The sequence below is a fragment of the Kitasatospora sp. NPDC089509 genome (genome assembly GCF_044749365.1).
Taxonomy (GTDB): domain Bacteria; phylum Actinomycetota; class Actinomycetes; order Streptomycetales; family Streptomycetaceae; genus Kitasatospora.
Genome location: NZ_JBIVHS010000001.1, coordinates 669,449 through 693,364, shown reverse-complemented (window position 1 = coordinate 693,364; position 23,916 = coordinate 669,449). Strand labels below are relative to the sequence as shown.

The following is a 23,916-nucleotide window of genomic DNA, read 5'->3' as shown; positions in this document are numbered from 1 at the left end:
GAAGTTGGGATCATGTCTATGGCGCCGGCAGGTACCGGGGCGCGGCCCGGTACCTGCCATAGGCGGATCGGGCCTGTTATGTGGTGCCGGTGCCCGGCCTCGGCGGTTCACCGGAGCGCACGGCGATCACAGGTCGACCCCCAGACGCTTGGCGGCGGTGGCGATGTCGGCCAGGTCGGCCGGGCTGTCGGCGCACAGGTCGCGGGCGCGGCGGAGCAGGTCGGCGGCGGTGTCCGTGTGTCCCTGGTCGCCCTGGCTCTCGGCCGTCCAGAGCAGGACCCGGCCCTGCCAGGCGTGGGCGTGCTGGGCGATGAAGAGGTTGTGGGCGGAGGCGAGATCGTGGGCGGCGAGGCGGTGCTCTCCGCTCTGGGCCAGGACCCGACCTTTCCAGGCGAGGGCCCGGCCGGCGTTCAGATCGTCGCCGCACGCGCGCAGTTCCTCGTGCGCTAAGCGCAGGTGAGCCAGAGCGGCGTCGTTGGCGCCGGTGGTGTGCAGGGCGACGGCGAGCGCCACGCGGATGACTCCGGTGTCGCGGCCGGTGCCCAGCTCGGCGCATCGGCGCAGCGCCTCGGTCAGGTAGACGCGTGCGAGGCCGTGTTCGCCGGCCGCCAGGGCTACGCGGCCCAGGCCCTGGAGGTGCTGGGCCTGGCCTTCGCGGTCGTGGTCTTCGGTGGCGATGGTGAGGGCGGCGCGGCGGTCGTCGGTGGCGCCGCTGTAGTCGCCGGTGGCGCGGCGGACGTTGGAGCGGGCGCCGAGCAGGTCGGCCAGCAGCCAGCGGCTGGCGGGGCCGGGGGCCGTCGTGGTGAGGCGGGTGGCGGCCGGGACGGCGAGGTCGTACGTCGCCGTCCACAGTGGGTAGTTGCGTTCGCGCAGGAGCCAGGGCCAGTAGGCGTGGGCGAGGTGCGCGGTGATGTCGTCGAGGCCGTGGGCGTCGGCGACTTCCAGGGCGGTGCGCAGGTAGGGGCCGCGGGTGCGCAGCCAGGCGAGGCCCTGCTCCGGGGTGGTGAGGGCGGCGCGGTGCGGGGGCGGGTAGAGCAGGCGCGGCTCGGCGTGGTGCCGGAAGGGGTGCGCGGCACGGGAGGCAGCGAAGGCTTCGGCGAGCAGCCAGTCCAGGGCCCGGCGGCGGCCAGCGTCGGTCTGTTCGGCGGTGTCGGTCCGGCGCGCGAGGGCGGCGGCATGCAGGCGGCCGTCGGAGAGCGCGAACCGGAAGAGACCCTCCCCGGCGTCGACGTCGAGAAGGAGCCCGCTCTGCGTGAGGGTGGCGATGTGCTCGGCGGTGGCGGCCGGGTCGGTCCGGGAGACGGCGCCCGCCATGGCGGCGTCGACGCTCGCCCCTGGGAGAGGTTGTGTTCCGAGGTCGCGGTAGAAGCGGGCAGCGGGGTCGTCCAGGGCGTCATAGGCCTGGTCGAGGGCGTGGGTCACGAGGTCGTCCAGCGGTAGGTCGGCCGCGGGGGCCGTGGGAATGGTGTGGCCGGCGGCGAGGCGCGCGCCGGTCAGGGTGAGGGCGAGCGGCACGCCGCGGCACGGCGCGGCCAGGGCGTCGAGGTCCTGTCCCTCCCCGGCTTGTCCGGCGGTGGCGGCGAGCAACTCGCGGGCGGCCTCGGGCGGCAGCGCACCGAGGCGGTGGTGGTGGGCACCCTCCGCGAGCAACCCCGTCAGTGGGGTACGGGAGGTGACGACGACCAGGGACCGGCCGGCGGGCAGCAGCGCCCGCACCTGTTCGTCGCAGGCGGCGTTGTCCAGCAGCACCGCCACGGCCCTGTCCGTGGTGAGGCTGCGCAGCAGGGCACTCGCCTCCTCCAGGTCTGGCGGCGGTGTGGTGATGCCGAGGGCGCGCAGCCAGCGGGCGGTGACGTCCTCGGGGCGGGCCGGGCCGGTGGTGCTGTGGGCGCCGAGGTCGGCGTACAGCTGCCCTCCGGGCGGGGTGTCGCGCTGGTGGAGCAGGTGCAGGGCCAGCATCGTGGTGCCGATGCCGGGCGGGCCGGTGATCAGGACGGGCCGGGGGTCCTCCGCGTCGAGCAGCGCGGCCAGGCGTGCGGTGTCGTCGTGGCGGTCGACCAGGGCGCGGTGGCGCGGAAGCTGACGCGGAACCGGCCGCGAGGGCGGGTTGTAAAGGGTGATCCCGCCGTTGATCGTGCCCGCCTGCACGGCGGCCCCCACGACCGTGCCGCTGGAGATGGCGTTGCTGATCACCACAGCCTCCGCCCCGGCAGGTCTGCGGCCGCCGCGCGGTCCAGCATCTCGATGCTGGTGTCCGGCGGCAGCGCCCGCTCCAGCGCCATTGCCGCTCGGGGGTGGGCAGGGCCTTCCTGGTACGTCACGTCGAACAGCCCCCAGGAAGCGGTCAGGGTCTGCTCGCCGGTGCGCAGGATGGCGAAGTCGTGCCGCGCGAGGTACCCGTCGTTGAGGGGCAGCACGCGCACCCTCAGCGCGGTGGTGCGGGCCAGGCCGACGAGGTGGAGCATCTGCTCGGCGTGGACTCTGGGGCCGCCGAAACGGCGGTCCAGCACGCTCCAGTCGAGGATCACCGTCGTTTCCGGCGCCTTCGAGCGCCGCAGGCGCTCGTCGAACGCGACGGCCTGCTCGTTGGCCACCCCCAGCTGCCAGGCGCTGGCGGCATCCGGGTACAGGAGCAGGTCCGCCCGGTAGATCCGGCACAGGGGGCACCCGGCCTCCAGCACGGGCGCCACCTGGGGTGGTGGAACGTTGCCCGGGACGCGCAGTGCGGGGGCGTCGAGGGACGCGGCGATCGCGTAGGCGGGGGTGCGCAGCGCGGCGGGGACCAGGACGGCCCCGAGGAGCAGCACGGTGTCCGCGCTCTGCTCCAGGAGCTGGTAGCGGTGCGGGCGGCCCGGCCCCCGGTCGATCGCGTAGCCCGGCCGGGCCAGTTCGGCGTCCACCAGGAGCTGGTGGAAGTCGGCGGTGGCGACCGCGCCCGCGCCGTAGGCGTGGAGGTAGGCGCCGAGCCGACCCCGGTGTGCGGCCTCGCGCAGAGCCGTACCGGTACCGGCCTCCAGGTCGGCAATGGTGCCGGCGTGCGCACGGAAGGCGGCGGGAAGGCGGTCGGCGATCTGGGCCCAGGAGAGGTCCTGGCATTCGCGCAGGTGCTGTAAGTGCGCCCCGAGGAGGATGTCGCCCAGGCGCGGGCCCGCCCACGGCACGTCGGGCACCGGCCGTCCGGGCCCCGGCGAGAAGGTCGTGGCCAGTCGCGGCACGGCGGGTTCCAGGGCTCGTAACCGGGGCCGTCCCGGCGGCAGCGATGCCGTCCCGGCGGGTCGCCCGCCGTCCACCGGCACGTGGCTGGCGATCTCGTCCAGGCACAGCGCCATCAGGCACACCCGGCGCACGCGGCCCACCGCCGCCGCGTGGTCACCCTCCTCCATCTCCGCCTCGGCGTCGCGGAGTTCGTCGGCCAGCAGGTCCAACAGCGCGGCCCGGGGGTCCATGGGGTCGGCGCGCCGCAGGCGCACGGCGGTGCGTGTCACGGACGCGGCGAGCAGGTCCAGCGCCGGACTGGTCAGCGTGGGTCCGCCGAGCGGGGGAAGCTCGGCCGCGATGGCGTCGGCAGCCTCGTCCACGAACAGCAGCGGAACGCCGTCCTCGAACCGCGTCTCGGGCCGTAACTTCGGCGCGGCCAGCCTCTGGAAGGCCTCGTAGGCGGTGCCGTTGGCCATCACTGGCTCCTGGGGGTCGTCATCGTGCGGGAGGGAAGGGAAGTCGTCGGCCCGAACCGGCGGCGAGCCGTGCCGCCGGTCGACCCGGCGGGACGGGCACGGTGGTGCCCCGCTGCTGACCGCGCCCGGGGCAACGGTCAGAAGCGGGAGGTATCAGGGGCCGAGCCGGTAGCCGCCGGCCAGGAGCGCGTTGCGGGCGACGGCCACGACCTCGGCGAGGCGGTACGGGTCGGTGAGGACGGCCGAGCAGCCGGGAAGGGCCCGGGGCGGGCACAGCCATTCCCGTCCGTCCGCGCGGCGGCTGGGCGGGGGAATTTTGATCATCCGGGACGAGGCCCGACTCCCGTCGATCAACTCGGCGTTCGGGCCCTGCCACACGGCCGGGGTGATGGGCACGAAGATCTCGACGACGTCCTCCGTGTGGTTGACGAGCGCCGGGCCGACGAGGCTGTGGTCGCTGTCGAGCAGCGCGCGAACGGCCGCGCGGCCCAGCGGCTCCGGAAGCCTCACCACGGCGAAGGCCCGGCCGGCCGGGACGGGCACCGCCCGTCCCCTCGCCCACGCCCTGCGGGTCGCGTCCGGGTCGCTGGTCTGCGCACCGATCCAGCGCATGCCCTCGACCACCTGCCGCGCGAGAAGCACAGTCGGAACGATCGCGGTCAACTTGTCCTCCATGCATGCGAGTTCGAGAGACGGCCCGGGCTGGCCGCCGGGCCTGAGCGATTCAGGGCGGGGCGCGCCAGGCGCAGCGCGACCGCGAGGTCGGAGTGGCGGGTCAGCGTCCCGCTGCCGTCCGGTTGGACAAGCCACTCCAGGGAGCCGACCCGTCCAACACCGGGTGCCGGCATGGCGACCAGTGGCGGTTCGCGGCCGTCCGCAGGAGCGGTCAGCAGCACCGTGAACGGCATCTGCCAGGCGGCTCCGGGCCGCACCGGCACCAGCCAGGAACTGGTCTCGGCGCCATGGTCGTACAGGACCGGACCGATCATCTGCCCGCTGCTGCGTAGTTCGTCCAGGACCGCCTGGGTCAGGGTGTAGCCGACGACCATCACGACGTCGAAGCGGCAGCTCACCTGTACCGGAGCGGGCTGGCCACGCCGCCAGTAGCCCCGGATCTGGCCGGGCCTGCTGGCGACACCGGCGAGCCACCGGCCACCGGCCACGTGGGGCGGAACCCTGGTGGGCGTGCTCATCCTGTCCTTCCCATCCGAGGGTTCGAGGGCGTTGCCCGGCTGCCCCCGGCCGGGGGCAGCCGGGCGGCCCGCTGCCTCCCCTCACTGCGGGTTGGGGAAGGCAACGGGGCGGGTGTGAAGGCCGACCCTTGATCGGCCCTGCGGCGCCGCTCCCGACGAACGGAGCCACACCCGCTTCGGGTTGGTCAGCGTCCTACGCGGCGCGGTGCTCCTTGGCACCGCGGACCCGCCGCCCCCAGGCGGTCATCCGTCGGCGGCTGTAGGTGGATGTCCCCACGGAACGCCGACTCGGTATCGCCAAGACCTTGGCATCCGGCTGCACTTCCGCCTCAGCGGTGGCCTGACCGAAGTCCAAGGGAAGCTCCTGAACGTCCAGCTCAAACCAGACGGACCAGCCAATCGGCCTTCCTCCGTCGAACCGCTGGCACCAGTCGATGTCGTCCGCGTAGCCGGCTACGACGACCAAGCCCCGACCGCCGGTCGCGCTCACGTCGTCGCACCCGAGCATGCGCGGGACGGTCACGCCAGGATCTGTGACCGTGATCCGCAGTCGCCTGCGTTCGTGGTCAACATCCCCTTCGATCAGCAACTCGGCGTCCTGGGAGTCGCGTTCGCGACCTCCGTGCTTCGTGGCGTTGTCGACAAGCTCCGACGAGCCGAGTCGGAGTACGTATGCTCGTTCCTCGTCCAGAACGATTCCGGCCTTTACGATCTGGGCCGCGAGCAGGTTGCGAATGGCCCCCACCGAGGCGGTTCTCAGCGGGGCCCTGTACTCGAAAACGCGGTGCATGGATCCTCCGGGCTGTATGTGGGCAGGTGTTCCCGGGCCGCCTCGATGGGCGGCGCTCCGGCCATCGACCTCACACGGCCAGTGGCCGGCAGATCCTGACCTGCGTTGCTGCGGTGATCCACAATGACGGCGCGGTCCTGCTCAGAACTACAACGTGGAGCCCATCACTTGATGTTGGCTCAGCGTCGACCAGCAACACTTCGGCACCACTCCATAACGCTTATCGCGCGCGGAGCTCTCGTTGGTGAAACTGGTGCTAGGCACCACACCGGGCAGGGCGGCATCAGTCACAGGAGCCAGACGTGCAGAGTCTCTTGGGTGTACTTCTATCTTCAAACGGGGAGACCACTGAAGAGTTCATCGATCGCTACCGATCGACCTGCGCCGTGTTGCTGAAGGAGACTGGCAACCGGGACTTTCATGCACCCGACCTGTCCGCGATGACGGTGACGCGCTGGCGCAACGGCGGCCTGAAGGGCATCCCGCGCCGACCCGCACCGGTGGTGCTGCAGCGCATGTTCCCCGGACGAACTGTGCTGGAGTTACTCACCTCGGCCGATCGTTGTGCTCCTCCGCCGCCGGTCACCGGGTACACGCTCAATGAAGGCGATCTTGAAATGGACGCACGCAGGGCTGCCGAACGCGCTTCACAGGCCGCGGCCAGCAACGTCGAAGACATGACGATCGACGAGATCGAGGACGACACCTTCGCCCTCGCTTCCGACTACCACACGACTCCCCCCTTCGCGGTGTACGGGAGGGCTAACACGCTGCTCGCGACGGCGACGGGTCTGCTGGAGCAGACCAAGATCCTTACCCAGCAGGAACGCCTCTACCGGGCGGCCGGGCAGGCGGCAGCGGTTCTCGCTACTGCCAGTTTCGATCTCGGGTCGACGCGAGCAGCTACCGGCTATGCCCGGACGGCCGCCATGTACGCCAAGATCATCGAAGATGGCGCCCTGCGTGCCTACGCCCTCGGGAACCTGGCCATCCTGGCCTACTGGTCAGGCCGCCCTGCACAAGCAGTTCGACACGTAGAAGAGGCCCGGTCAATTTCTGGCCTGGGTGACACCGCGTGCCGCCGTCTGGCAGCGATCTCCGCTCGTGCGTATGCCCACGTCGGGGATGCTGGCAGCGCCCGCCTGGCGGCCGAGGAAGCACTCATCGTGGACACAGGCTCCCGTGATGATCTCCACGATGGAGTCGGAGGCGAGTTCGGGTTCTCCCGCCGGCGGGCACTGATGAGCAACGCGACGACCCACCTGCTGATCGACGACGGTGAGGCCGCGGCCGCCGCCGCTCAGGAGGCGATCGACCTCATGCTCCAGGAGCAGACTGCCGGTCGCCTGACCCCACAGGAAGTGACCGACCTCGCGCAAGCCGCGATCGATCTGGGACGCGCGCGGCTTCTGGCCAGCGAGTTCGACGGCGCGATCGAGGCCGTGTCACCGGTCTTCGACCTGGGATCCGAGTGGCGAGTCGAAGGAGTCACCCATCGGTCGGCGGCGCTGCGTAAGGACCTCGCCCGTCCGGACCTCGCTCTTCCGCAGCGCGGCCGGGTCGAACTCGCCGAGAAGATCGAGGACTACACCAGGGTCGTAGCTCGCTCGCAGCTCGGCACACTGCCAGCCATAGGCTGATCAGCCCCCAACGAGGCCGGCAAGGAGCTGCTCCTCTTTCTCCTGGGCAATTCCGTGGACGTGGCGACGCGGGTGGTCGACAAGTCGGCCGCCGTCGCGAAGCCACGTCCACGTCTGCTCGACCGTCTCCTCGATCGGGCGGAACCTGGCACCGGCAGCCACCGCCAGGTCAGATCGAACGCTCCACACGCCGGCGTGCGTGCGCCACAGAGGTAGCTCCGTCCATTCGGTCACGCCATGGGCCGCCAGTATGTCGCCTCCCACCCACACGGCTTCGCCGACACCACCGGTCACGTGCAAGCAGGTGTCGATGAAGCCTTCGAAGGTGATGCCATGGGGGTGCGTGACGTTGAAAACCCGTCCTTCCGCCGCGACGGCGCGGTCGAGGGCGAAGACCGCGACGTCACGAACGTCGACCGGCTGAATGGTCCGAGCCGCTGGCGCGGGCGCCAGGATTCGGCCGCCTCTGGCAGCCCGGTTCAGCCACCACGGAAGTCGGCCGACGTACTCGCCGGGCCCGAGGATCACGCCCGGACGGAGGAAGGTCGCTTCGCTGCCGAAGACCGCGGTGATCGCGTGCTCGCCCCCGGCCTTCTGGAATCCATAGCGGGTAGGTGACCCGTCCTCGCCGGTATAGCCGTACGTCTCGTCGGCGTCTGGCGGGCATTCAAGGATCGATGCTGCCTCGGTCAGCTCTGCGTGCGGCCAGTCCTGGTAGACGGACACCGTTGACACGTGTACCCAGTGCCTGACTTGGGCTTGAAGAAGCTGGGCCCCAAGCAGCACGTGCTGCGGGGACAACTCGGTCGAACTGGTGTCGATCACGGCGTCCCATGGCCCGTTTGCCGCCAGCCGCTGGAGGTCGGCGGATTCGGTCCGGTCACCACGAACATGGTGCACCCCGGCCGACGGGGCGCCGGACAGCCCTCTGCTGAAAGTGGTCACCTCCCATCCGCGGGCGATAGCACCATCCACAACTGCCCGCCCCAGAAACCACGTACCGCCCAGCACCAGAAGTCGCATGGATCCGATCCTGCCTGGTCGGCAGATGCCCTCGCCACCTTCCCGTGCCGTTTCCTCCAATCGCCGTCGTGCCGGAACCGGGGCTCCGACACAGGGCCACGTCTGGACGAAGGTGCTGGATGAGGCCGGGTTCACCGAGATCACTATCGACCGGCTGGCCCAGGCGACGGCGGGCCCGGGCTCGGCCGACACCCTGTTGCTCCGGGCCTACCGCTCCGTGTGGCGGCCGCTTGGTAGCTGGGTTACCGGATGCGCCGTGCAGGGCGCAGGTAGCCGGTGACGAGGTGGGGAAGGCCGTCATCGCCGGGCCCGACTTCGTCTGGCCCCAGGATGTCCTGGAGCTGGGCGAGTTGACGTTCGATGCCGCTGAGGTTGGCGGTGTTGTCCATGGTCACCACGCCGTCGACCACGAGGCGTAGCGGGTCGGTGAGGAGGCGGGCGCGCCGTTCGGCGAGGACTTCCAGGGCGACGGCGCGGGCGGTGTGGAGGCGCTGGTAGCGGGCGTGGAGGTCGGCGGGGTCGGTGGCGGGGCCGAGTTGTGCGAGGAGCCAGGCCTTGGCTGCTTCGTCCATCGGTTTGTCCTTCGGGTGTGGTGAGGCCCGGCACCTGGTTGTGGGTGCCGGGCCTTGGCCGGTGTCGGCCGGGGTTACTCGCTGGTGGTGGTCTTGGTTCGGCGACGGGGGGCGGGCTCGTCCTCGGGGCTGTCGTCGTCCGGGTCGTCGTCGTCTTGCTCGGCGTCGTTGTCGGGTACCCAGGCGTCGGGGTGGGTGATGAGTTCGGCGACGTCGGGGGCGGGTTCGTCTCCGGGCTGGAGGAGGAGCCGTTCCCCGGTGGTGGGGTGGTCGATGTGGATGGCGGTGGCGAGTCGGCGCGGCATCACAGGACCTTTGCGACGATGTGGGCGTCCGGGGTGTGGATGATCGGCATGCCGACGGCGGCGCCCTTGGTCCAGAGCTGGACGGGGTCGTCCTGGGCGCCTCGGGTGATGATGATGCCGGGGGCGTCGGTCTTGTCGATCTCGGGGTTGGTGCCGCGGGACAGGACCAGGGACTCGGCGGTCGTCCCGTACATGGTCTCGGCCCACTTCTGGCGGTCCGGGGGCAGGAGGATCCACCGGTCGTCCGGCAGGACCCGGGTCGGGGTGCCGTCGACGCGGACCTGGGCCTTGTAGATGGTGACCGGCGGCAGGTTGTAGTTGCCGCGTACGACGTTGACCTGCTGCGGGGTGAGCGTGGCGGTCGGCGTGGTCGAGGGGTTGACGGAGCCGTAGTAGGCGGCCCGGTACGCCGCGTTCTTGCCGAGGTAGGACAGCGCGCGGCGGGAGGTGAGGACCATCTCCGGCTCGGGCAGGCCGAGGTCGTCGAGGTACTGGATCCAGCCGAGCTCGTCGGTGATCGGGTCGGAGGCCGGGTCGGACCAGGGCTTGGGCGCGGTGGGCATGTTGGCGCTTGGCACGCCGAAGTCGATCTCGGTGGTGAGGCCGTTCTCGTTGGCGAGGGTGAAGCGGCCGTCGAGGAGGACGTCGCCGGCGGCGAGTTCCAGTCGGCTGCGGATGGCCTCGACGTGTCGCTCGACGTCGTCGTAGAGCAGCTCGATCAGGCGGTCCTGGTCGGCGCCGCGGGACTGCTCCAGGAGCAGCTGCTCCTGTTCTCCAACGATCAGCTTCTGGCCCAGGGCGGGGAGCATGCCCTCGCGGGTGTTCTGCCAGGCCTGGCGCTCGGCGAACGGGACCGAGCTGTCGTAGGCGCGGAACTTGGCGGTGTTGACGTAGCGGCCGGTCTGGCGGATGCGCCACTTCACGTCGTGGGCGACGACGGTGGGCAGGATGCTCTGGGTGAGCAGGAAGTCGGCCGGGGTGGGGATCGATCGGGCGAACGTGGTCAGGTCGTTGGCGCTGACGCCGGTCAGCAGGTCCTGGATGGTCACAGGTCAACCTCCTTTCAGACGAAGCGGATCAGCGGGCCGGTGGAGGACGGGAGGATCTTGGTGGGGTCGATGCCGCCGCCGGGGACCTTCGCGGCGCGCACGACTCCGTGCCACAGCATCGCGGCGGCGACCTTGGTCTGGCCCGGGGAGAACACGGCGTCGGCGAAGACCAGGCCGGCCAGCTGCTGGCGGCCGTCCGTGGCGGCCGGGTCGTAGGGGCCGTAGAGGCCGGAGGCGGTGATCCGGGCGACGGGGACGCCGGACAGGACGCGGCTGTACGGCTGGATGGGGTCGGTGGACGCCTGGTAGTGGACGTCCTTGGTGAACTTGGTGATGTCGAGGGTGATGGTCTCGGTGGAGTCGATGCCATGCAGCGAGCCGAGCCAGCTGCGGTCGGCGGTGTACGACGCCGACGTGGAGATCGGCTGAACGGTCAAGGCGGCCCCTCCTCGGGGGTCGGGCGGGCGGCGGGCTTCGGGCACTCACCGCGCGGTGGTGCTGTCCACGGGAAAGAGGGGGCGTGGTCCCCAGAAGTCCCGGGTTGCTGCCGGGTCAGGTGGCTGTCAGCTGGTGGGCAGGAAGCCGCGTCGGCGGGCCATGTCCAGGCCTGCGGAGCCGGGCGTCGCCGGGGCCTGGCCGCGCGGCGGCGGGCCTCCGGCCGGGGAGCCACCCGGCGCGGGCGGCGCCGTGGCGGGCGCGGCCGAGGCGAACAGCTCGGGGCGGCGCTGCTTGAGGGAGGCGGCGGCGGTGGCGACGGCCTGCTCGTCGGCGTCGTCGGGCAGGTCGAGGAGGCGTTCGGCGTCGGCGAGGTCGTCGCCGTGGGCGCCCAGCCGGGCAAGGGCGGTCTGCCGGACGGCGGCACGAAGGCGGGCGAACGCCTCCGCCTCACGCTCGGCCGCTGCTCGCTCGCGCTGCTCGGCGGCCTGTTCGCGGCGCTCGACCTCGGTCAGCGACGCCTGTTCGGCAGCGCGCTGCGCCTCGACCCACGCGGCGAGGGCGGCGCTGTCCGCGAAGCCCAGGTCGGCCACGAGCTTCTTGACGGCGCCGCGCTCGCCCTGGCTCTTCTCGCGGGCAAGGAGACGGGTCAGGGTGTCCTGGGTGATCAGCGTGCTGCCGGAGTCCGGCGCGGACGGGGCCGGCGGCTGGCCGGTCGGGTCGCCCGCGGGCTGAGAGGGCAGGGGGGCGGTCACAGTGAACCTCCGGAGCAGCGCCCCCGCGCCGATGATCAGTGTAGGCCACGGCTGCCGAGGCGCGTTGGCGTTCGTGGTCGTTCCGCAGCGGGCGGCGGGTCAGACGGCGTGGATCGCGCCCTGCCGGGGAACGGAACGGTGGCCGTCGAATAGCAGCCTGGTTGGCTGGCTGACCGTGCCTTCCCTATCGGGTAGGAGCAGCTCCGCGGTTCGGGTGCGCCCTCGTGTGCGGCGGCCGGTGCACTCCACGCGGACCTGGCACTCGTCGAGGATCCCGTAGCCGTCGCCGAGTCCGGACCATCGCTGTTCGACGACGGCCAGGTGCAGCTGCGCGCTGGGCCACGGGTTGTCGTAGGCGAGGACGACGGTGTTGTTCGTGCGGAAGTGGGAGTCCAGGCGGGCGGCGAACTTGGCGGACACGTTCGTCGGCGGGCGGAACACGATCAGGGGGCAGGCCGGGGCGAGGGCGACCAGTACGTCCCCGAGGTGCTCGCCAGTGGGTCCGGCGTCCACGATGCGGTGGAGCGGCCACCCGGCGGCCTGCGCGGCAGCGTACCCGAACTCATCGATGTCGACGACTTCCCTGTTGAATCGGCATGTCTGAGCCGTTCAAGAGGGGTGGCCGATGAGCTGGCGGGTGTTCTGGGTGCCCCGAGATGCAACGCGGCACCATGGTGTCCGGCCCACACTCGTGGAGGGCTGGGAAGACCTTGCTCAACGCGAAGAAGCCGTCGGGGTCCGCGCGGGTGATCCGATCTTCCTGTCGCCTGACTACCGGGTCGATCCGCTGCTCGCTCTCTTCGGGCAGTCGCGGGTCTTCCGTGGCTACACCACCGAGACCCGGCGCAACTACGCGACGGATCTGGTGATGCTGCTGACGTTCCTGTGGGGGCGGGGGCGGGTGTGGCCGGAGGCGACGAGCCGGGATCTGGAGGACTTCGAGCACTGGCGGCGGTTCGCGGAGGAGAATCCGCGGCGGGTGGGTGGGGCGAAGTGGAACCGGGAGCTGGCGGCGTTCACGGCGCTGTTCACCTGGGCGGCCAGCCAGCGGATCGTGGAGTCGAGTCCGATCGCCCTGCGGCGGACGGCCGGCCGGTTCGGGGCGGTGTCGGTGCCCGCGGCGCGGGCGGCGGACACGCGGGCGAGCAACGTGCACTGGCTGACGCCACGAACCTGGCGGCGGTGGACGGAGGTCGGGCTTCGGGGCCATGGCCGGGCGGGTGTGCCGCAGTGCGGGTGGGTGGGGCGGCTGGAGGACCGTAACGTCGCGTTCGTGCGGCTGCTGACGTCGTCGGGGCTGCGCCGGGGTGAGGGTGGTTCGCTGCTGACGTTCGAGGTCCCGCAGCGGCAGGCTGGGGGCGGGCGGTACTGCCGGGGGCTCGTGGCGGCGGAGGTGACCCGCTCGAAGAGGCCGCGCACGTTCTATGCGGAGTGCGGTGCGGTGGGCGAGGTGGAGGCATACGTCGAGTCTTCGCGCGCCTGGGCAGTGACACGGGCCCAGGAGGTGGGCCGCTACGAGCGGCTGGATGAGATGCGGCTGGTGCGGGAGGTGACGGCCGGCCGCGATCCGGTGGTGCACTGGACGGACCGGCGGGGACGTCCTGGGCGGCTCGCGCTGAACCGGCTGTCGGCGCGGGAGCGGATGCTGCTGTTCACCGAGGGGCCTGGCGGGCCGGAGCCGTTGTGGCTGTGGCTGAACGAGCAGGGCCTGCCGTTCGCCGTGGACTCCTGGGACGGGGTGTTCCGTACGGCGAACCAGCGGTGCGCGCGGGTGCTGGCCCCGCAGGGGCGCCGGAAGCTGGACCCGCACAAGGCGTACGCGCCCTACGCGACCGTGCACTCGGCCCGGCACTCGTTCGCGCTCTACATGCTGGTGGTGCTGAACCACCTGATGGACCGGCGGTTCGGACTGACGCCACAGGAGCGGCGGGACTTCCGGCTGCTGTACGGGGATCCGTGGTTCATGGTCCAGATCCTGCTGGGGCACGCGAGCCGGGAGACAACCATCGCGCACTATCTGGCGCCGGTGGCGGACCTGCAGTTGTGGGCGATGCTCGCGGCAGCCGACGCCGGCGGTACCGACGCTCCTGCGGGCTCGGCGGCGATGCCGGTCGCGGAGCTGGACGCGGTCTTCACCCGTATCGCCCTGCACGCCGACGGCGTTCAGGACATCGGAGAGTCGTCGGCGGAAGGGGCGGGGGCGTGAGCGGGCACGGGCGCCGGGCGGCGCTGCCCCCGGCCGGGCACGCGCGGCCGGAGCCGCTGGACGCGGGCGGCCTGGTGGTGCGTCACGTCAACGTCCACGGCCTGGTGAGGGAGTACGACTTCGGGCGGCTGCCGGTGGCTGAGGGCATTCAGCGGTCCCTGGCGGCGCTGTTCGCCCCGCACTGCGTGGACGGCCGGTGGTCGAGCCACGGGACGTCCACCGGTGTGTGGCGCCGGGTGGAGGCGTTCGTGCGGTTCGTCTCCGAGCACCAGCCCGCTCTGCCCGATCTGGATGCCCTGGCCCCGCTGGTGGTGCGGGGCTGGCGCGAGCGGTACCTCGCGCACGGCGACCCGGATACCGTGCGCAGGGTCTGCGCGCTGCTGTTGGAGGATCCCCGGCTGCACGGTGGTGTGCTCGCCGAGGAGCTGTCACGGCGCCTTCCCGCCGCGGTGAGCGCGACGCAGTCCTACGCCGAGGAGGAGTTCGCCCAGATCACGGCTGCGGCGCGCAAGGAGTTCCGGGCGGCCTGGCAGCGCATCCAGGACAGCGGCACGCACCTGGAGCGGTGGCGGGCGGGCGCCTTCGCCGAGGGCACCCGACCGTGGGTGGCCGGCGAGGCGCTGGATTTCCTGGCCCGGACCGGGGAGATCCCCTGCTGGACCGACCGGAAGGGCTACCGCACGATCCACAAGAAGTACCGGGAGGCACTGGGCGGCAGGTCGGCGGAGGCGACGTGGCGTCGGCTCTTCCTGTCCCGGACGGAGGCGGTGGCCCTGGGGGTGCTGCTGGTGGCCGAGCACGGCTGGAACCTGTCGGTGATCGATACGGCGCGCGCCCCGCGCGCGTCGGCGGACCCGGGGGAGGACGGTCGGCCCACCTACCGGATCGAGCTGCTCAAGCGGCGCCGGGCACCGGGACGCCAGTGGGAGACGCGCAACATGACCGACGACGGCCCGACGTCGAAGGGACGGCTGATCACCCGGGCGCTGGAGGCCACCCGCTTCGCCCGCGCGCTCGTGGATGAACGCTCGCCGGGAACGGACCTGCTGGTCGTCTGGCGCGCGGCCGCGCACAAGGCCGAGGCCCGCGCCGGGCACGGGCTGGACCGCCACCCGCCGGTAGGTCCGTTCCGCTTCGGCCTGCAGTCCTCCGACGGCGCCGAGTGGGCCCGCCGCCACGGGTTTCCGGGCTCGCCGTTTCGGCGTGCCCGGCGCACCGTCAACGCCCTGCACCGGCGCGAGCCTGGGCAGAACAGCCAGGACACCCACGACCGGCACTACGTCCTGACCGACCGCCGGGTCCAGGAGCAGGCCATCGAGGTGATCGCGGCCGGCGCCCAGGACGCCGCCGACCGCGCCCGGGCCGCCGTCCTGGCGGCCCGCCTGGCCCCCGGTCCGGACACGGACGACAACCAGGTCGCGATCGCGGACTGCTCCGACTTCGCTCACGGCCTCGTCCCGGCGCCGGGCGGAGGCTGCGCGGCGCCGTTCCTGCTGTGCCTGGGCTGCGCGAACGCCCGCATCCATCCCGGCCACCACCCCCGCCTCGCCCACCTGCACGACGCGCTGGAGAACCTGCGCTCGGCCCTGGCCCCCACCGTGTGGGCCAGGGACTGGGCCGATGCGCACGGGCGCCTGGACGACCTGCGCGAGCGCCTCGGCCCGGGCCTGTGGGCGGCGGCCCGCGCCGCGGTCGGCGACACCGACCGCACCATCGTCCACGCCCTGCTGACCGGAAGCCTCGACCCGTGAACACCCCCGCCCCCGACCTCGACCGTGCGGTGCTTCCCGGCCCGGACACCCCCGTCGTGCTGCCGGCCTTCCTCGGCACCCTGCACGCCGGGGCCAACGCCCGCTACGCGGACCCGGTATGGCCGCTGAGCCCGCTGTCGGACAACCCCAGTGCCCGCCGGCTCGCCGTCTACTGGGACCGCTGCCCGCCCGGCCTGCGCGACGAGCTGAGGCTGGCGGCCTGGACGATGATCAACGGCAGCGCGCGGCCCTCCTTCCTCAAGACCAGCGGCGCCGCGGCCCGCGCCCGCTGGTCGGCCAGCCACCTCAACGGCGCCGTGACCGACTGGATCCGCTTCGCCCTCTGGCTGCGGGACCACGGCATCCACACCCTGGCTGCCTGCGACCGCGCCGTGCTCGACGCCTACGGGACGCACGTGCGCGACGCGGCGCCCAGCCGCGGCCGGGTCCAGAAGATCCTGAGCGCGCTCACCCGCCTGTGGCTGTTCGACCAGGCCAGCGCCCGCCCCGCCGGCATCGCCCGGCCGCCCTGGGAAGAGCGCGGCCTCGACGACTACCTGCCTGCCGCCCGCGCCGCCCGGGGCGAGAACGGCACCGAACCGATCGCCGAGCAGACCATGGCGCCCCTGCTCGACTGGGCCCTGCTTGTCGTGGAGGACTTCGCCGACGACATCCTCGCGGCCAACGCCGAGCGCGACCTCCTGCAGGCCCGCACCCGAACCACGACCGGCAGCACCGGGACCCGTGAGAAGGCCCTGCACGACTATCTCGCCCCGCTCCTCGCCGCCCGCTCGCCCCTGCCCACCAACGTCCGCAAGGGCACCGTGCGCCTGTCGACCACTTACCTGCAAGCCGTCACCGGAGCCACACCCGAGCAGATCAGGGCCTACGCCGACGAGCACGGCCTGGCCCGCCTCGCCGCCGAGCGCCCCGGACCGTGCCCACTGCCCACCGAGGTGACCGGACGCATCGACGGCCGGCCCTGGCAGACGGCGATCGGCTTCCACGAGGCACCCGTGCTGCGGCGCCACCTCGGCACGGCCTGCTTCATCGTCATCGCCTACCTGACCGGCATGCGCCCGGGCGAGGTCCTGGGCCTGCGATCAGGCTGCTGCCCCGACCCCGACCCCGGCGGGCCAGCCGGACGACACCTGATCCGCGGCCACGAGTTCAAGAACGCCACCGACCCGGACGGCAACCACCTCTCCGCCGGCGCCGAACGCGACGTCCCCTGGGTCGCGATCGCCCCGGTCGTGCGAGCCGTACGCGTCCTGGAACGGATGGTCCCCGAGCACGCCCTGCTCTTCGACCGCCACGGCCACCACCCCGGTGCCGGCCCCGCCGAGACCGGCACCATCAAACTCGGCGCCATGGCCATTCGCATCGACGGCTTCATCACCTGGGCCAACGCCGAACAGACCCGCCACCGCCTCGACCGCGCACACATCCCGCCCGACCCGCACGGCCGCATCACCAGCGCCCGCCTGCGCCGCACCCTCGCCTGGCACATCGCCCGCCGCCCCGGCGGCCTGGTCGCCCTCGCCGTCCAGTACGGCCACCTGCGCACCCTCGTCTCCGAGGGCTACGCCTCCCGCAGCCGCGGCGGAATCCACGACCTGCTCGACGTCGAAACCGCCCGCGCCGTCGCCGACACCGCCGCCCGCCTCCACGACGACCTCGCCGCCGGCATCGGCATCTCCGGCCCCGCCGCCCGCCACGCCGTCACCACGGCCGCCACCGTCCCGCGCTTCGAAGGCACCACCCTGACCACGATCGCCGCCCGGCGCCTGCTCGCCCTCCCCCACGCCACGCTCTACGACAACCCCCACGCGCTCGTGCTCTGCCACTACAAACCCGCCCAGGCCCTGTGCCACCGCGACCACCCCGGACAAGCCCCTCGCCTCGACCACTGCCGGCCCGCCTGCGCCAACATCGCCCGTACCGACCGCCACGCCACCCAACTGCGCCAGCGCGCCGAAGCCCTCGACCGCCAGGCCGATCACGTCCCCGGCCCCGTGGCCGAGCGCCTGCGTGCCAACGCGCAACGGCTCAACGCCCAGGCCGACCACCACGACCGCACCCGCACCCGCACCACCCACCAGGACCTGCAGTGAGCCCCACCCACGACGAACGAGCGCGCATCCGCGCCGCCATGGACCGTATCCTCACCGACACCGCCACCCACTCCAACGGCGCCCTGACCATCGTCGCCCTCGCCATCGAGGCCGACGTTCCCCGCAACGCCCTCACCCAACGCCACCCGGACCTGAAGAACGAGTTCTACGAGAAGGTCTCGGCGCTGGGCGCTGTCCCCGACGCCGAAGCCCGCCTGCGGGCCACCACCGTCAAGCTCAGAACCACCATCGCAAACAAGAACGAGGAGATCGCCCAGCTCCGTACCGACCGTGACGCCCTCATCCGGGCCGTCAACCAGCTCACCCTGGAGAACCAGCATCTGCGTGAACGACCCGGCCCCGGCCCTTCCCTGATCCCGTTCCCGGACCGCCGGTCCAACCGGGCCCCGCAACCCGGTAATCACGCGTAGCCGGCCTGAGGCCGTCCCACCCGCTCGGTTCTCCCCCAAAGCATCCCGCTAACGGCCCCTGTACCGGGAGGGGCGGCAGTGGGACACTGCCGCCGAAACAGGAACTCCGTTGGGATCCCCGGCGCCGCAACGGTTTCCCCCGCGGACCGACCGGAAAGCAGGAGGACCGCCCAATGACAGCGCACAGGAAGATCACCGAGCAGACCTCGATCCCCACGGCAGAAGGGAGCGGCAACGTACCGGACGTGGCGGTCCCGTTCACCGCCGCCTTCAACACCGACGCCGCGAGGCCCCTGGACCTGCACGTCCAGAACTGGGCCGCCCGCTTCGGCCTGGCGCAGGCTCCCGCAGCCGCCGCCCGCTACCAAGCGGCCCGCTACGGGTCCTTCGCGGCCTGGGCCTACCCCGAGCTGAACGATCTTCCCACACTCGCCGAATGGACCACCTGGCTGTTCGTCTTCGACGACCAGTTCGACGACGGTGCACTCGGCTGGGATCCGGACCGCGCCCGAACGATCCTGGAGGAACTCGCGGCGCTGCTCTCCACCGACTCCACCCCCGAGCCACCCACCAACGGGATCGCCGCGTCCCTGCTGGACCTTTGGCGGCGCACCGCGCACCGAATGCCACCACCGTGGCGAGAGCGGTTCGTCTCCCACTTCCGCGCCTACCTCAACGGCTACTACCAGGAAGTACTGCACCGCCACGACGCCCAGGTGCCCGACCTCGACCACTACATCGAGCTCCGCCGCGACGCATCGGCATCGGACGTCTGCCTCGACCTGATGGAGTTCGGCGGCGGCTACACGATCCGCCCGGAGATCTACGCGAGCCCCCAGTATCAGGCCCTGCGCACCGCGACCAACGACATCACCAACTGGACCAACGACATGGTCTCCGCCGGAAAGGAAGACGCCCGCGGCGACGTGCACAACATCGTGTACATCCTGCGCCACGACAGCGACGAATCGTGGACAGCCTGCGCCGCCCGCACCCAGCACATGATCCTCTCCCGCTGCGAGGACCTCCTGACGGCCGAACGGGCACTCTCCACCCTGCCCGACTCGCTTGCCGTGACCACCGACGAGCGGGCGATCCTGCACAGCAACATCGCCACCATGAAACTGTGGCTCGCCGGCTGTCCCCGCTGGTACCAGGACAACGTCCGCTATCACAAGATCGAGTACACCGCTCCCGGTGCCGCCCCTGCCTACCTTGAGGAGCTCTTTCCTCCCACCTCCCCCTGACCCGTCGGCCCCTGCCAGCAACACTCAACACGCCAACTTGACGGGGAAGACGACCGCCGCCCACTCGGAGGCTGCGAGTCGGGCACCGAGCTGGATCAGGAGCCCGAGGTCCGCGACGTTGGCGACCGCGCCGAGTGGCAGACCTCTGTCGGGCAGGAGTCGGACGAGCGGCTCCGGCACCGGCGCGGTCGTCGCCGCGCGCTCGCGCGCCCGGGTCTCGGGCGACGTCGCGTCGAGGAGCTGTTCGAGGGTGGGCCGGGTCACCGCGGTGGCTGGCCGGGACGTGCGAGTGCCTGCCGGACGGCGCTGGGCTCGTAGAACACCCAGGCGTGGGCATCGGCGTCGGGCGCCCACCTGATCTGGGCCATCCACCGCAGGTCGCCCTGGCGCAGGTGCCACCGCTCTACCCGGGCGGGCAGCCACTGGCCGTCGAGGAGGACCTCGACCTGGGCCCAGCGCGCTTCCGCGGCCCAGGTCCGGCCGGGTCCGAGCAGCATCTCCGACGGCACCGGGGCCGCACTGCGCAGCAGGGTCGGCAGGGCCCCGGCGGGGCGGGGCGCAGGCATGCGTCGGGGCGGTGCGGTGGTGCTCACCTCTCCATTGTCGAACGTGTGTACGATTTCTTGCAACGTCGGGTGTTGTTCCCGGCTCGGCACAGCCGGTGTGCCGAGCCGCGCTAGTTGTCACCTCGCCACGCAGACTGTCACCAAGATCGTCGCTGTGCCTGCAGAGCGTCCTCGGAATGAGGGAGCACATTCGTGCACGGGGATCTGGAGACTGACCATGACGTCCTGGTGACGCTCCACCGCTTCACACTGGCGACCGCCGAGCAGCTCCACCAGCTCCACGGCGGCGCAGCCGGGATCAAGCAGGCCCAGAAGCGCATGGCCCGCCTGCACACTGAGGGCCTGGCCAAGTTCGTGCCCCTGCCGCAGGTCGGCCGGGCGAAGGCCTGGCACCTCACCACGGCCGACTCCGCCGTCACCGCCACCTTCCCCGAGGCCCTGCGCCCGGGCGTCCCGGTGCCGGGCTCGGCGAAGCCGGCGGTGCGGCACGGACGCGAGCACCTGCTCGACGTCGGCCGGATCCACGCCGCCTTCGTCACCGACGCCCACACCCGCGGCGAGCGGCCCGCTCGACCTCCTGCCCCACCCGGAGCTGCCCGCCGGCGGCGCCGAGATGTACCGGCCCGCCGCCCACCTCGCCTACACCGCCGGCACCGGCGACGACCGGCACCGGCTTCGCGCGTTCATCGCACGCCACCGCCCCGGCACCGGCGACGAGCAGACCGCGGCGCAGCTGGCGGCCTGCGCCTGGGTGTGGGAGCAGGCGGGCGAGGACGGGGCGAGCCGGGCGTGGGAACGGCGCTGGCGCTCCTTCCCCCGGCTGCTGGTCGTCCTGGTCGGTACCGGCGCGGCCGCAGTGCGGTCGGCGGTGGCGGACCTGCGGCTGGCCGCCGAGGAGAACCCGGCCGTCGCCAAGATGCTCACCGCCATCCCGGCCGGCGCCGCCCGGATCGAGGGCCTCATCCAGCGCGGCCCGGCCGCCCCAGTCTGGCACCCGCTCGGTGCTCATGGTGGGCGGGCGTGCGGCTGGACGGAGCTGTAGGCGACGAGCGGGAGCCACAAGGCGGCCCGCCGGACGTCCCGGCCACCCTCCCTCCTGCTCGCTCCTCCTCCTGGCCGGTGGCGCCGCGAAGCGGGGCCACCGGCCACCCATGCAGCGGACTACCCGTCACGCCGTCGGTGTGCAGCGTCAGGTGGCCGGAATGACGACGCCCGGTCACCACCCGGCGGGGCGGGGCTTCCGGGGAGGCAGCAGGTCGGCGACTAGCCAAGAGCCTTTTGGAGCCTCTCCGTGACCTCGGTGACCGCCCACTCTGCGCTCCTGTCGCTCATGTAGTAGCGCGGCATGGCGTAGAGGAGTTCGCCGTCCTTGAACACGGCGAACGCGGGCCCTTCCTTGAGGATGTCGTCCGTGTAGCCGACGAGCATCTGGGCGGTCGCCTCCTCGTCATGCCCCGCGAAGACGGTGAGCAGCAGGTCGAAGCGGGGGGATGCGTTCTCGACGATCTTCCTGGCCGCGGGACGGGCAACCCTGGCTGCTTCCCCGTCTGCGGCGTTGACGACCACCAGGGTCAGGCCGCTCGCGGCTTCCTTCATGGCGGCATCCACCTCGGCGGCGGTCTGCAAGTCCCTGAACCCGACCTTGGTCAGCTCTTCCTTCAGCGGGCGCACCAGCAGCGGGCTGTACGGCACATCGACTCCTTCACTCAGCGGAAGATCTTGCATACGAAGAGTAGTTCCAGGGAAGGTGGTGCGCTCCGCCTCCTCACACATCGACGTGTCGGAGTCGTACGCCGCCCCAGCCTGCCCACCGGCGGCGCGGGCGGGGCACAGGACCAGGCAGTCGGCCCCGGGGATCCCGGGGCCGACTTTGGCTGACTGCGCGCTCGCCTCCGCGAGGAGGCGCGGGCCCGACCCCACACGCGGCCACGGGCCTGGCCGGGCCCGGCCAGGGCCCCGTGGTAGGGCCCCGTGGTAGGGCCGCCACCCGGACACCCCGGTCACCGTAGAACGCACGCGATGGGAAGGCCGCGGTGGCTACGGTGTGGTGGTCTTGATGTCGACGCTGACGATGGGGATGGGTTCGACCTCACGTGAGGGGGCGTGGCCGGTGTAGGTGAAGCCGGCGCTGTCCCCGGGCTGCAGCGGCGGCGTACCGGGGGCGGGGGCGAAGACGACGGAGGGGGACCCGGTGTCGGCGGGGAAGATGTCAGCGGTGATCGTGGTGCCGGCATCCGCGGTGCGGGTGGCGTGGGGGTCGAGGGTGACGCCCTCGGGGAGGACCGCGAACACGGACCAGTGCGTGACCGGGCCGGCGGTGTTGTTGGTGACGGTCACCTGGACGGTGTGGTTGTCCGCATCGTCGACGGAGAGGATCTCCGCGCACGCTCGGACCGTCTGTTCCTCGATGTCCTCGGCCAGTACCCCGGGCGCGTACGGGTCGAAGTACCACTCCGAGAAGTGGTCTGTGGACGTGCTCATGGTCACCGCGACGCCGTCCACGCGGCCGTTGCTGTAGAGGCCGGCCCCGTTGGTGCCGCTGGAGAGGGGCGTGATCCTGAACGTGCCGTTCGCGACGGGGTGGAACGCCCAGTCGGTGCCGCCGCTGCTGACCAGGCTCAGCTGGTTGCCCGATACCCGCAGTTGCTTGCTCCCGGCGATGAGTTTGGAGCCGGAGACGGTCCAACGCTGATGTCCGGCCTGGGGGTGCAGCGCGTTCACGCCGGAGCCGGTCGGGTTCAGGGCTTTCCCGTTGCCCTTGTTCCAGATCAGGTACGACCGGCCGTCGTGGACGCCGGCCGCCGGCTTGCGCGGGTTGGAGATCACCACGGCGTAGGCGTTGGCCACGTACCGGGCGCTGGTGACGTCTCCGTAGGGGCGGTTCCAGTAGTCCATGGCGATCACGCCCACGCTCTTGCCCGGGGCGTACAGGTCGTTGAGCCGGTTGCGGGTGTAGGGATTGAGGGCGTCGGCGTAGCCCCACGGGGTGGTGCCGTTGCCCTGCCCGTTGGCGCTGATGTGGTTCACGAACAGGCGCGACTTCGAGGGGCCGGCGTTGATGGCCTTGTTGAGATGGTTCAGGATGGACGACTTCTTCGAGTCCATGCTGGGCTTGCTGTAGTTGTCCTGGACGTCGAGGGCGTTCGGCCAGTGGAGGCCCTCACCCAGGTAGGGATTGCCCGAGATCAGCACGATCTTTCCGCGTACCTGCCCCAGGGTCGGGATACCGGTCGGGCTGGTGGCGATGTAGAACAGGTCCTCCTTGTAACTGTTCCAGATCTCCCGGTAACGCGGGTGGTCGCCATCGTTCGACTGAATGCGCATCACGATGGTCTCGCTGGGGTGGTTGCTGAGGAAAAGCCTGCAGCTGCCCACGGCGTCACCGAACATCATCTCCTGGTACACGGGACCGTGATGGATGGCCCAGCTCCAGTTGGACCCGAACCCTGCGACACGGCACCGGATGTCCACGTAGCGGGTTCCGCAGGCGAGCTGGTCGTAGAGCGTCCGTTCACCGTCCTGACAACGGGTGTAGCCGAAGCTGACACCGTCGTGGCGCGTGCAGGACTGGTGAGTACCGGGGATCGACATGTCACTGAGCCTGGTGTTGTCCGGAACCCGGCCCATCCAGTTCACAAGCGGCTGCTGGTTGAACGCGAGGACGTCTGCCGCGAAGAGCCCCGCGGACTCCGCCCCTGCTCCGTCGGCCCGTGCCTGCGTCCCAGCCTGCTCGCCCGCCGCACTGCTCGCCGTCGTCCCATCCTTGGACATCGTCAATCCTTCGTCCCAGGCCCGGCCACGCCGCCGGGCAGTACACACAGGCATTCCCCGGACACGGGGTCCCGCCCGGCTCAGAACCCAATGGTGTGAACAACCGCAGCAACCGGCCGCCAGCAATGGCGGACCATCCCGCCCCCTCCGACCCATCGGGAAACAGCCCCACCCAGCAATCGGGAAACGCAGCCGGGCAGCAGGCCCGCACCCACCACGGGGTCAGCCTGCAGCGCGTTCGCGCCGACCGGGTACTGGGCGAGGCCCTGGCCACCGGAGCCGACCCCCCTACACCTGACCGTGCTCCTCGACCTCTCCCCGAGCACCGCCGTGAGGTCACAGAGCTTGCCCACCGACTCCTCTACGACCCCACCGACCAGCAAGCGAACCCCAG

At 71.7% G+C, this 23,916-nt stretch carries 23 protein-coding genes; 7 read left to right on the top strand and 16 right to left on the bottom strand.

Features of this window, described 5'->3' with window-relative positions:
* Positions 1–126: 126 nt before the first annotated feature.
* The 5 genes from ACIP4P_RS02670 to ACIP4P_RS02650 all read right to left on the bottom strand — a co-directional run bounded on the left by ACIP4P_RS02670 (position 127) and on the right by ACIP4P_RS02650 (position 5,657).
* A complete protein-coding gene (locus ACIP4P_RS02670; protein ID WP_400913971.1) occupies positions 127–2,193 on the bottom strand; it encodes a hypothetical protein in 2,067 nt (688 codons plus the stop codon).
* Complete coding sequence (locus tag ACIP4P_RS02665) at positions 2,190–3,674, bottom strand: Scr1 family TA system antitoxin-like transcriptional regulator (protein ID WP_400913969.1); 1,485 nt, start codon at positions 3,672–3,674, stop codon at positions 2,190–2,192. The genes ACIP4P_RS02670 and ACIP4P_RS02665 overlap by 4 nt, the downstream gene beginning before the upstream one ends.
* Positions 3,675–3,827: 153 nt before the next feature.
* Positions 3,828–4,316 (bottom strand): hypothetical protein, encoded by a 489-nt coding sequence (locus ACIP4P_RS02660; RefSeq protein ID WP_400913967.1) that lies wholly within the window; start codon positions 4,314–4,316, stop codon positions 3,828–3,830.
* A gap of 17 nt (positions 4,317–4,333) precedes the next feature.
* The gene (locus ACIP4P_RS02655; RefSeq protein WP_400913966.1) at positions 4,334–4,867 is read right to left on the bottom strand and encodes a hypothetical protein; all 534 of its coding nucleotides are present in this window, start codon (positions 4,865–4,867) and stop codon (positions 4,334–4,336) included.
* Positions 4,868–5,060: 193 nt separating this feature from the next.
* Positions 5,061–5,657: an ATP-binding protein gene (locus tag ACIP4P_RS02650; protein WP_400913964.1), complete on the bottom strand. Its 597-nt coding sequence runs from the start codon at positions 5,655–5,657 to the stop codon at positions 5,061–5,063.
* Between the two features lie 302 nt (positions 5,658–5,959).
* Here ACIP4P_RS02650 and ACIP4P_RS02645 point away from each other — a divergent pair, with 302 nt between their 5' ends.
* Positions 5,960–7,297: a hypothetical protein gene (locus ACIP4P_RS02645; RefSeq protein ID WP_400913963.1), complete on the top strand. Its 1,338-nt coding sequence runs from the start codon at positions 5,960–5,962 to the stop codon at positions 7,295–7,297.
* On the opposite strand, the gene ACIP4P_RS02640 is transcribed toward ACIP4P_RS02645, so the two are convergent.
* The 7 genes from ACIP4P_RS02640 to ACIP4P_RS02610 all read right to left on the bottom strand — a co-directional run bounded on the left by ACIP4P_RS02640 (position 7,298) and on the right by ACIP4P_RS02610 (position 11,949).
* On the bottom strand, positions 7,298–8,320 hold the full coding sequence (locus ACIP4P_RS02640; protein ID WP_400913962.1) for an NAD-dependent epimerase/dehydratase family protein: 1,023 nt from the start codon (positions 8,318–8,320) through the stop codon (positions 7,298–7,300).
* Between the two features lie 242 nt (positions 8,321–8,562).
* Positions 8,563–8,892: a hypothetical protein gene (locus tag ACIP4P_RS02635; RefSeq protein WP_400913961.1), complete on the bottom strand. Its 330-nt coding sequence runs from the start codon at positions 8,890–8,892 to the stop codon at positions 8,563–8,565.
* 74 nt (positions 8,893–8,966) lie between these two features.
* Positions 8,967–9,197, bottom strand: coding sequence for a hypothetical protein (locus ACIP4P_RS02630; protein ID WP_400913960.1), 231 nt, complete (start codon positions 9,195–9,197; stop codon positions 8,967–8,969).
* Positions 9,197–10,246, bottom strand: a complete 1,050-nt coding sequence (locus ACIP4P_RS02625) for a major capsid protein (protein WP_400913959.1) — start codon at positions 10,244–10,246, stop codon at positions 9,197–9,199. Before ACIP4P_RS02625 ends, ACIP4P_RS02630 begins: the two co-directional genes overlap by 1 nt.
* Before the next feature lie 14 nt (positions 10,247–10,260).
* Positions 10,261–10,683: a head decoration protein gene (locus tag ACIP4P_RS02620; protein WP_400913957.1), complete on the bottom strand. Its 423-nt coding sequence runs from the start codon at positions 10,681–10,683 to the stop codon at positions 10,261–10,263.
* Positions 10,684–10,809: 126 nt separating this feature from the next.
* Positions 10,810–11,436: a hypothetical protein gene (locus ACIP4P_RS02615; RefSeq protein ID WP_400913956.1), complete on the bottom strand. Its 627-nt coding sequence runs from the start codon at positions 11,434–11,436 to the stop codon at positions 10,810–10,812.
* 99 nt (positions 11,437–11,535) lie between these two features.
* Complete coding sequence (locus ACIP4P_RS02610) at positions 11,536–11,949, bottom strand: hypothetical protein (RefSeq protein WP_400913955.1); 414 nt, start codon at positions 11,947–11,949, stop codon at positions 11,536–11,538.
* A 112-nt stretch (positions 11,950–12,061) separates the two neighbouring features.
* Here ACIP4P_RS02610 and ACIP4P_RS02605 point away from each other — a divergent pair, with 112 nt between their 5' ends.
* The 5 genes from ACIP4P_RS02605 to ACIP4P_RS02585 all read left to right on the top strand — a co-directional run bounded on the left by ACIP4P_RS02605 (position 12,062) and on the right by ACIP4P_RS02585 (position 19,185).
* A complete protein-coding gene (locus ACIP4P_RS02605; protein ID WP_400913954.1) occupies positions 12,062–13,642 on the top strand; it encodes an integrase in 1,581 nt (526 codons plus the stop codon).
* Positions 13,639–15,393 carry a hypothetical protein gene (locus ACIP4P_RS02600; protein WP_400913952.1) on the top strand — a complete coding sequence of 585 codons (1,755 nt, stop codon included), beginning with the start codon at positions 13,639–13,641 and terminating at the stop codon, positions 15,391–15,393. The genes ACIP4P_RS02605 and ACIP4P_RS02600 overlap by 4 nt, the downstream gene beginning before the upstream one ends.
* Entirely contained in the window at positions 15,390–17,507 is a 2,118-nt protein-coding gene (locus ACIP4P_RS02595; RefSeq protein ID WP_400913950.1) for an integrase, read from the top strand. The genes ACIP4P_RS02600 and ACIP4P_RS02595 overlap by 4 nt, the downstream gene beginning before the upstream one ends.
* Complete coding sequence (locus ACIP4P_RS02590) at positions 17,504–17,938, top strand: hypothetical protein (RefSeq protein ID WP_400913948.1); 435 nt, start codon at positions 17,504–17,506, stop codon at positions 17,936–17,938. The genes ACIP4P_RS02595 and ACIP4P_RS02590 overlap by 4 nt, the downstream gene beginning before the upstream one ends.
* Before the next feature lie 173 nt (positions 17,939–18,111).
* A complete protein-coding gene (locus ACIP4P_RS02585; protein ID WP_400913947.1) occupies positions 18,112–19,185 on the top strand; it encodes a terpene synthase family protein in 1,074 nt (357 codons plus the stop codon).
* Between the two features lie 24 nt (positions 19,186–19,209).
* On the opposite strand, the gene ACIP4P_RS02580 is transcribed toward ACIP4P_RS02585, so the two are convergent.
* Complete coding sequence (locus tag ACIP4P_RS02580; protein WP_400913945.1) at positions 19,210–19,449, bottom strand: hypothetical protein; 240 nt, start codon at positions 19,447–19,449, stop codon at positions 19,210–19,212.
* On the bottom strand, positions 19,446–19,778 hold the full coding sequence (locus ACIP4P_RS02575) for a hypothetical protein (RefSeq protein WP_400913944.1): 333 nt from the start codon (positions 19,776–19,778) through the stop codon (positions 19,446–19,448). Before ACIP4P_RS02575 ends, ACIP4P_RS02580 begins: the two co-directional genes overlap by 4 nt.
* Before the next feature lie 586 nt (positions 19,779–20,364).
* On the opposite strand from ACIP4P_RS02575, the gene ACIP4P_RS02570 reads away from it, so the two are divergent.
* The gene (locus tag ACIP4P_RS02570) at positions 20,365–20,793 is read left to right on the top strand and encodes a hypothetical protein (RefSeq protein ID WP_400913942.1); all 429 of its coding nucleotides are present in this window, start codon (positions 20,365–20,367) and stop codon (positions 20,791–20,793) included.
* A 221-nt stretch (positions 20,794–21,014) separates the two neighbouring features.
* Here the strand turns inward: ACIP4P_RS02570 and ACIP4P_RS02565 are convergent, their stop codons facing one another.
* Together ACIP4P_RS02565 and ACIP4P_RS02560 are read right to left on the bottom strand one after the other, a co-directional pair.
* A complete protein-coding gene (locus ACIP4P_RS02565) occupies positions 21,015–21,443 on the bottom strand; it encodes a BrxA/BrxB family bacilliredoxin (RefSeq protein WP_400913940.1) in 429 nt (142 codons plus the stop codon).
* A gap of 345 nt (positions 21,444–21,788) precedes the next feature.
* A complete protein-coding gene (locus ACIP4P_RS02560; protein WP_400913938.1) occupies positions 21,789–23,522 on the bottom strand; it encodes a phosphatidylinositol-specific phospholipase C domain-containing protein in 1,734 nt (577 codons plus the stop codon).
* Between the last annotated feature and the right edge of the window lie 394 nt (positions 23,523–23,916).

What these genes read in the sequence shown, in the direction of transcription:
- ACIP4P_RS02630 (WP_400913960.1), bottom strand. Translation starts at nt 9,197, where the DNA reads ATGCCGCGCCGACTCGCCACCGCCATCCACATCGACCACCCCACCACC.
- ACIP4P_RS02605 (WP_400913954.1), top strand. Translation starts at nt 12,062, where the DNA reads ATGAGCTGGCGGGTGTTCTGGGTGCCCCGAGATGCAACGCGGCACCAT.
- ACIP4P_RS02585 (WP_400913947.1), top strand. Translation starts at nt 18,112, where the DNA reads ATGACAGCGCACAGGAAGATCACCGAGCAGACCTCGATCCCCACGGCA.
- ACIP4P_RS02560 (WP_400913938.1), bottom strand. Translation starts at nt 23,522, where the DNA reads ATGTCCAAGGATGGGACGACGGCGAGCAGTGCGGCGGGCGAGCAGGCT.
- ACIP4P_RS02640 (WP_400913962.1), bottom strand. Translation starts at nt 8,320, where the DNA reads ATGCGACTTCTGGTGCTGGGCGGTACGTGGTTTCTGGGGCGGGCAGTT.
- ACIP4P_RS02665 (WP_400913969.1), bottom strand. Translation starts at nt 3,674, where the DNA reads ATGGCCAACGGCACCGCCTACGAGGCCTTCCAGAGGCTGGCCGCGCCG.
- ACIP4P_RS02650 (WP_400913964.1), bottom strand. Translation starts at nt 5,657, where the DNA reads ATGCACCGCGTTTTCGAGTACAGGGCCCCGCTGAGAACCGCCTCGGTG.
- ACIP4P_RS02655 (WP_400913966.1), bottom strand. Translation starts at nt 4,867, where the DNA reads ATGAGCACGCCCACCAGGGTTCCGCCCCACGTGGCCGGTGGCCGGTGG.
- ACIP4P_RS02570 (WP_400913942.1), top strand. Translation starts at nt 20,365, where the DNA reads ATGTACCGGCCCGCCGCCCACCTCGCCTACACCGCCGGCACCGGCGAC.
- ACIP4P_RS02635 (WP_400913961.1), bottom strand. Translation starts at nt 8,892, where the DNA reads ATGGACGAAGCAGCCAAGGCCTGGCTCCTCGCACAACTCGGCCCCGCC.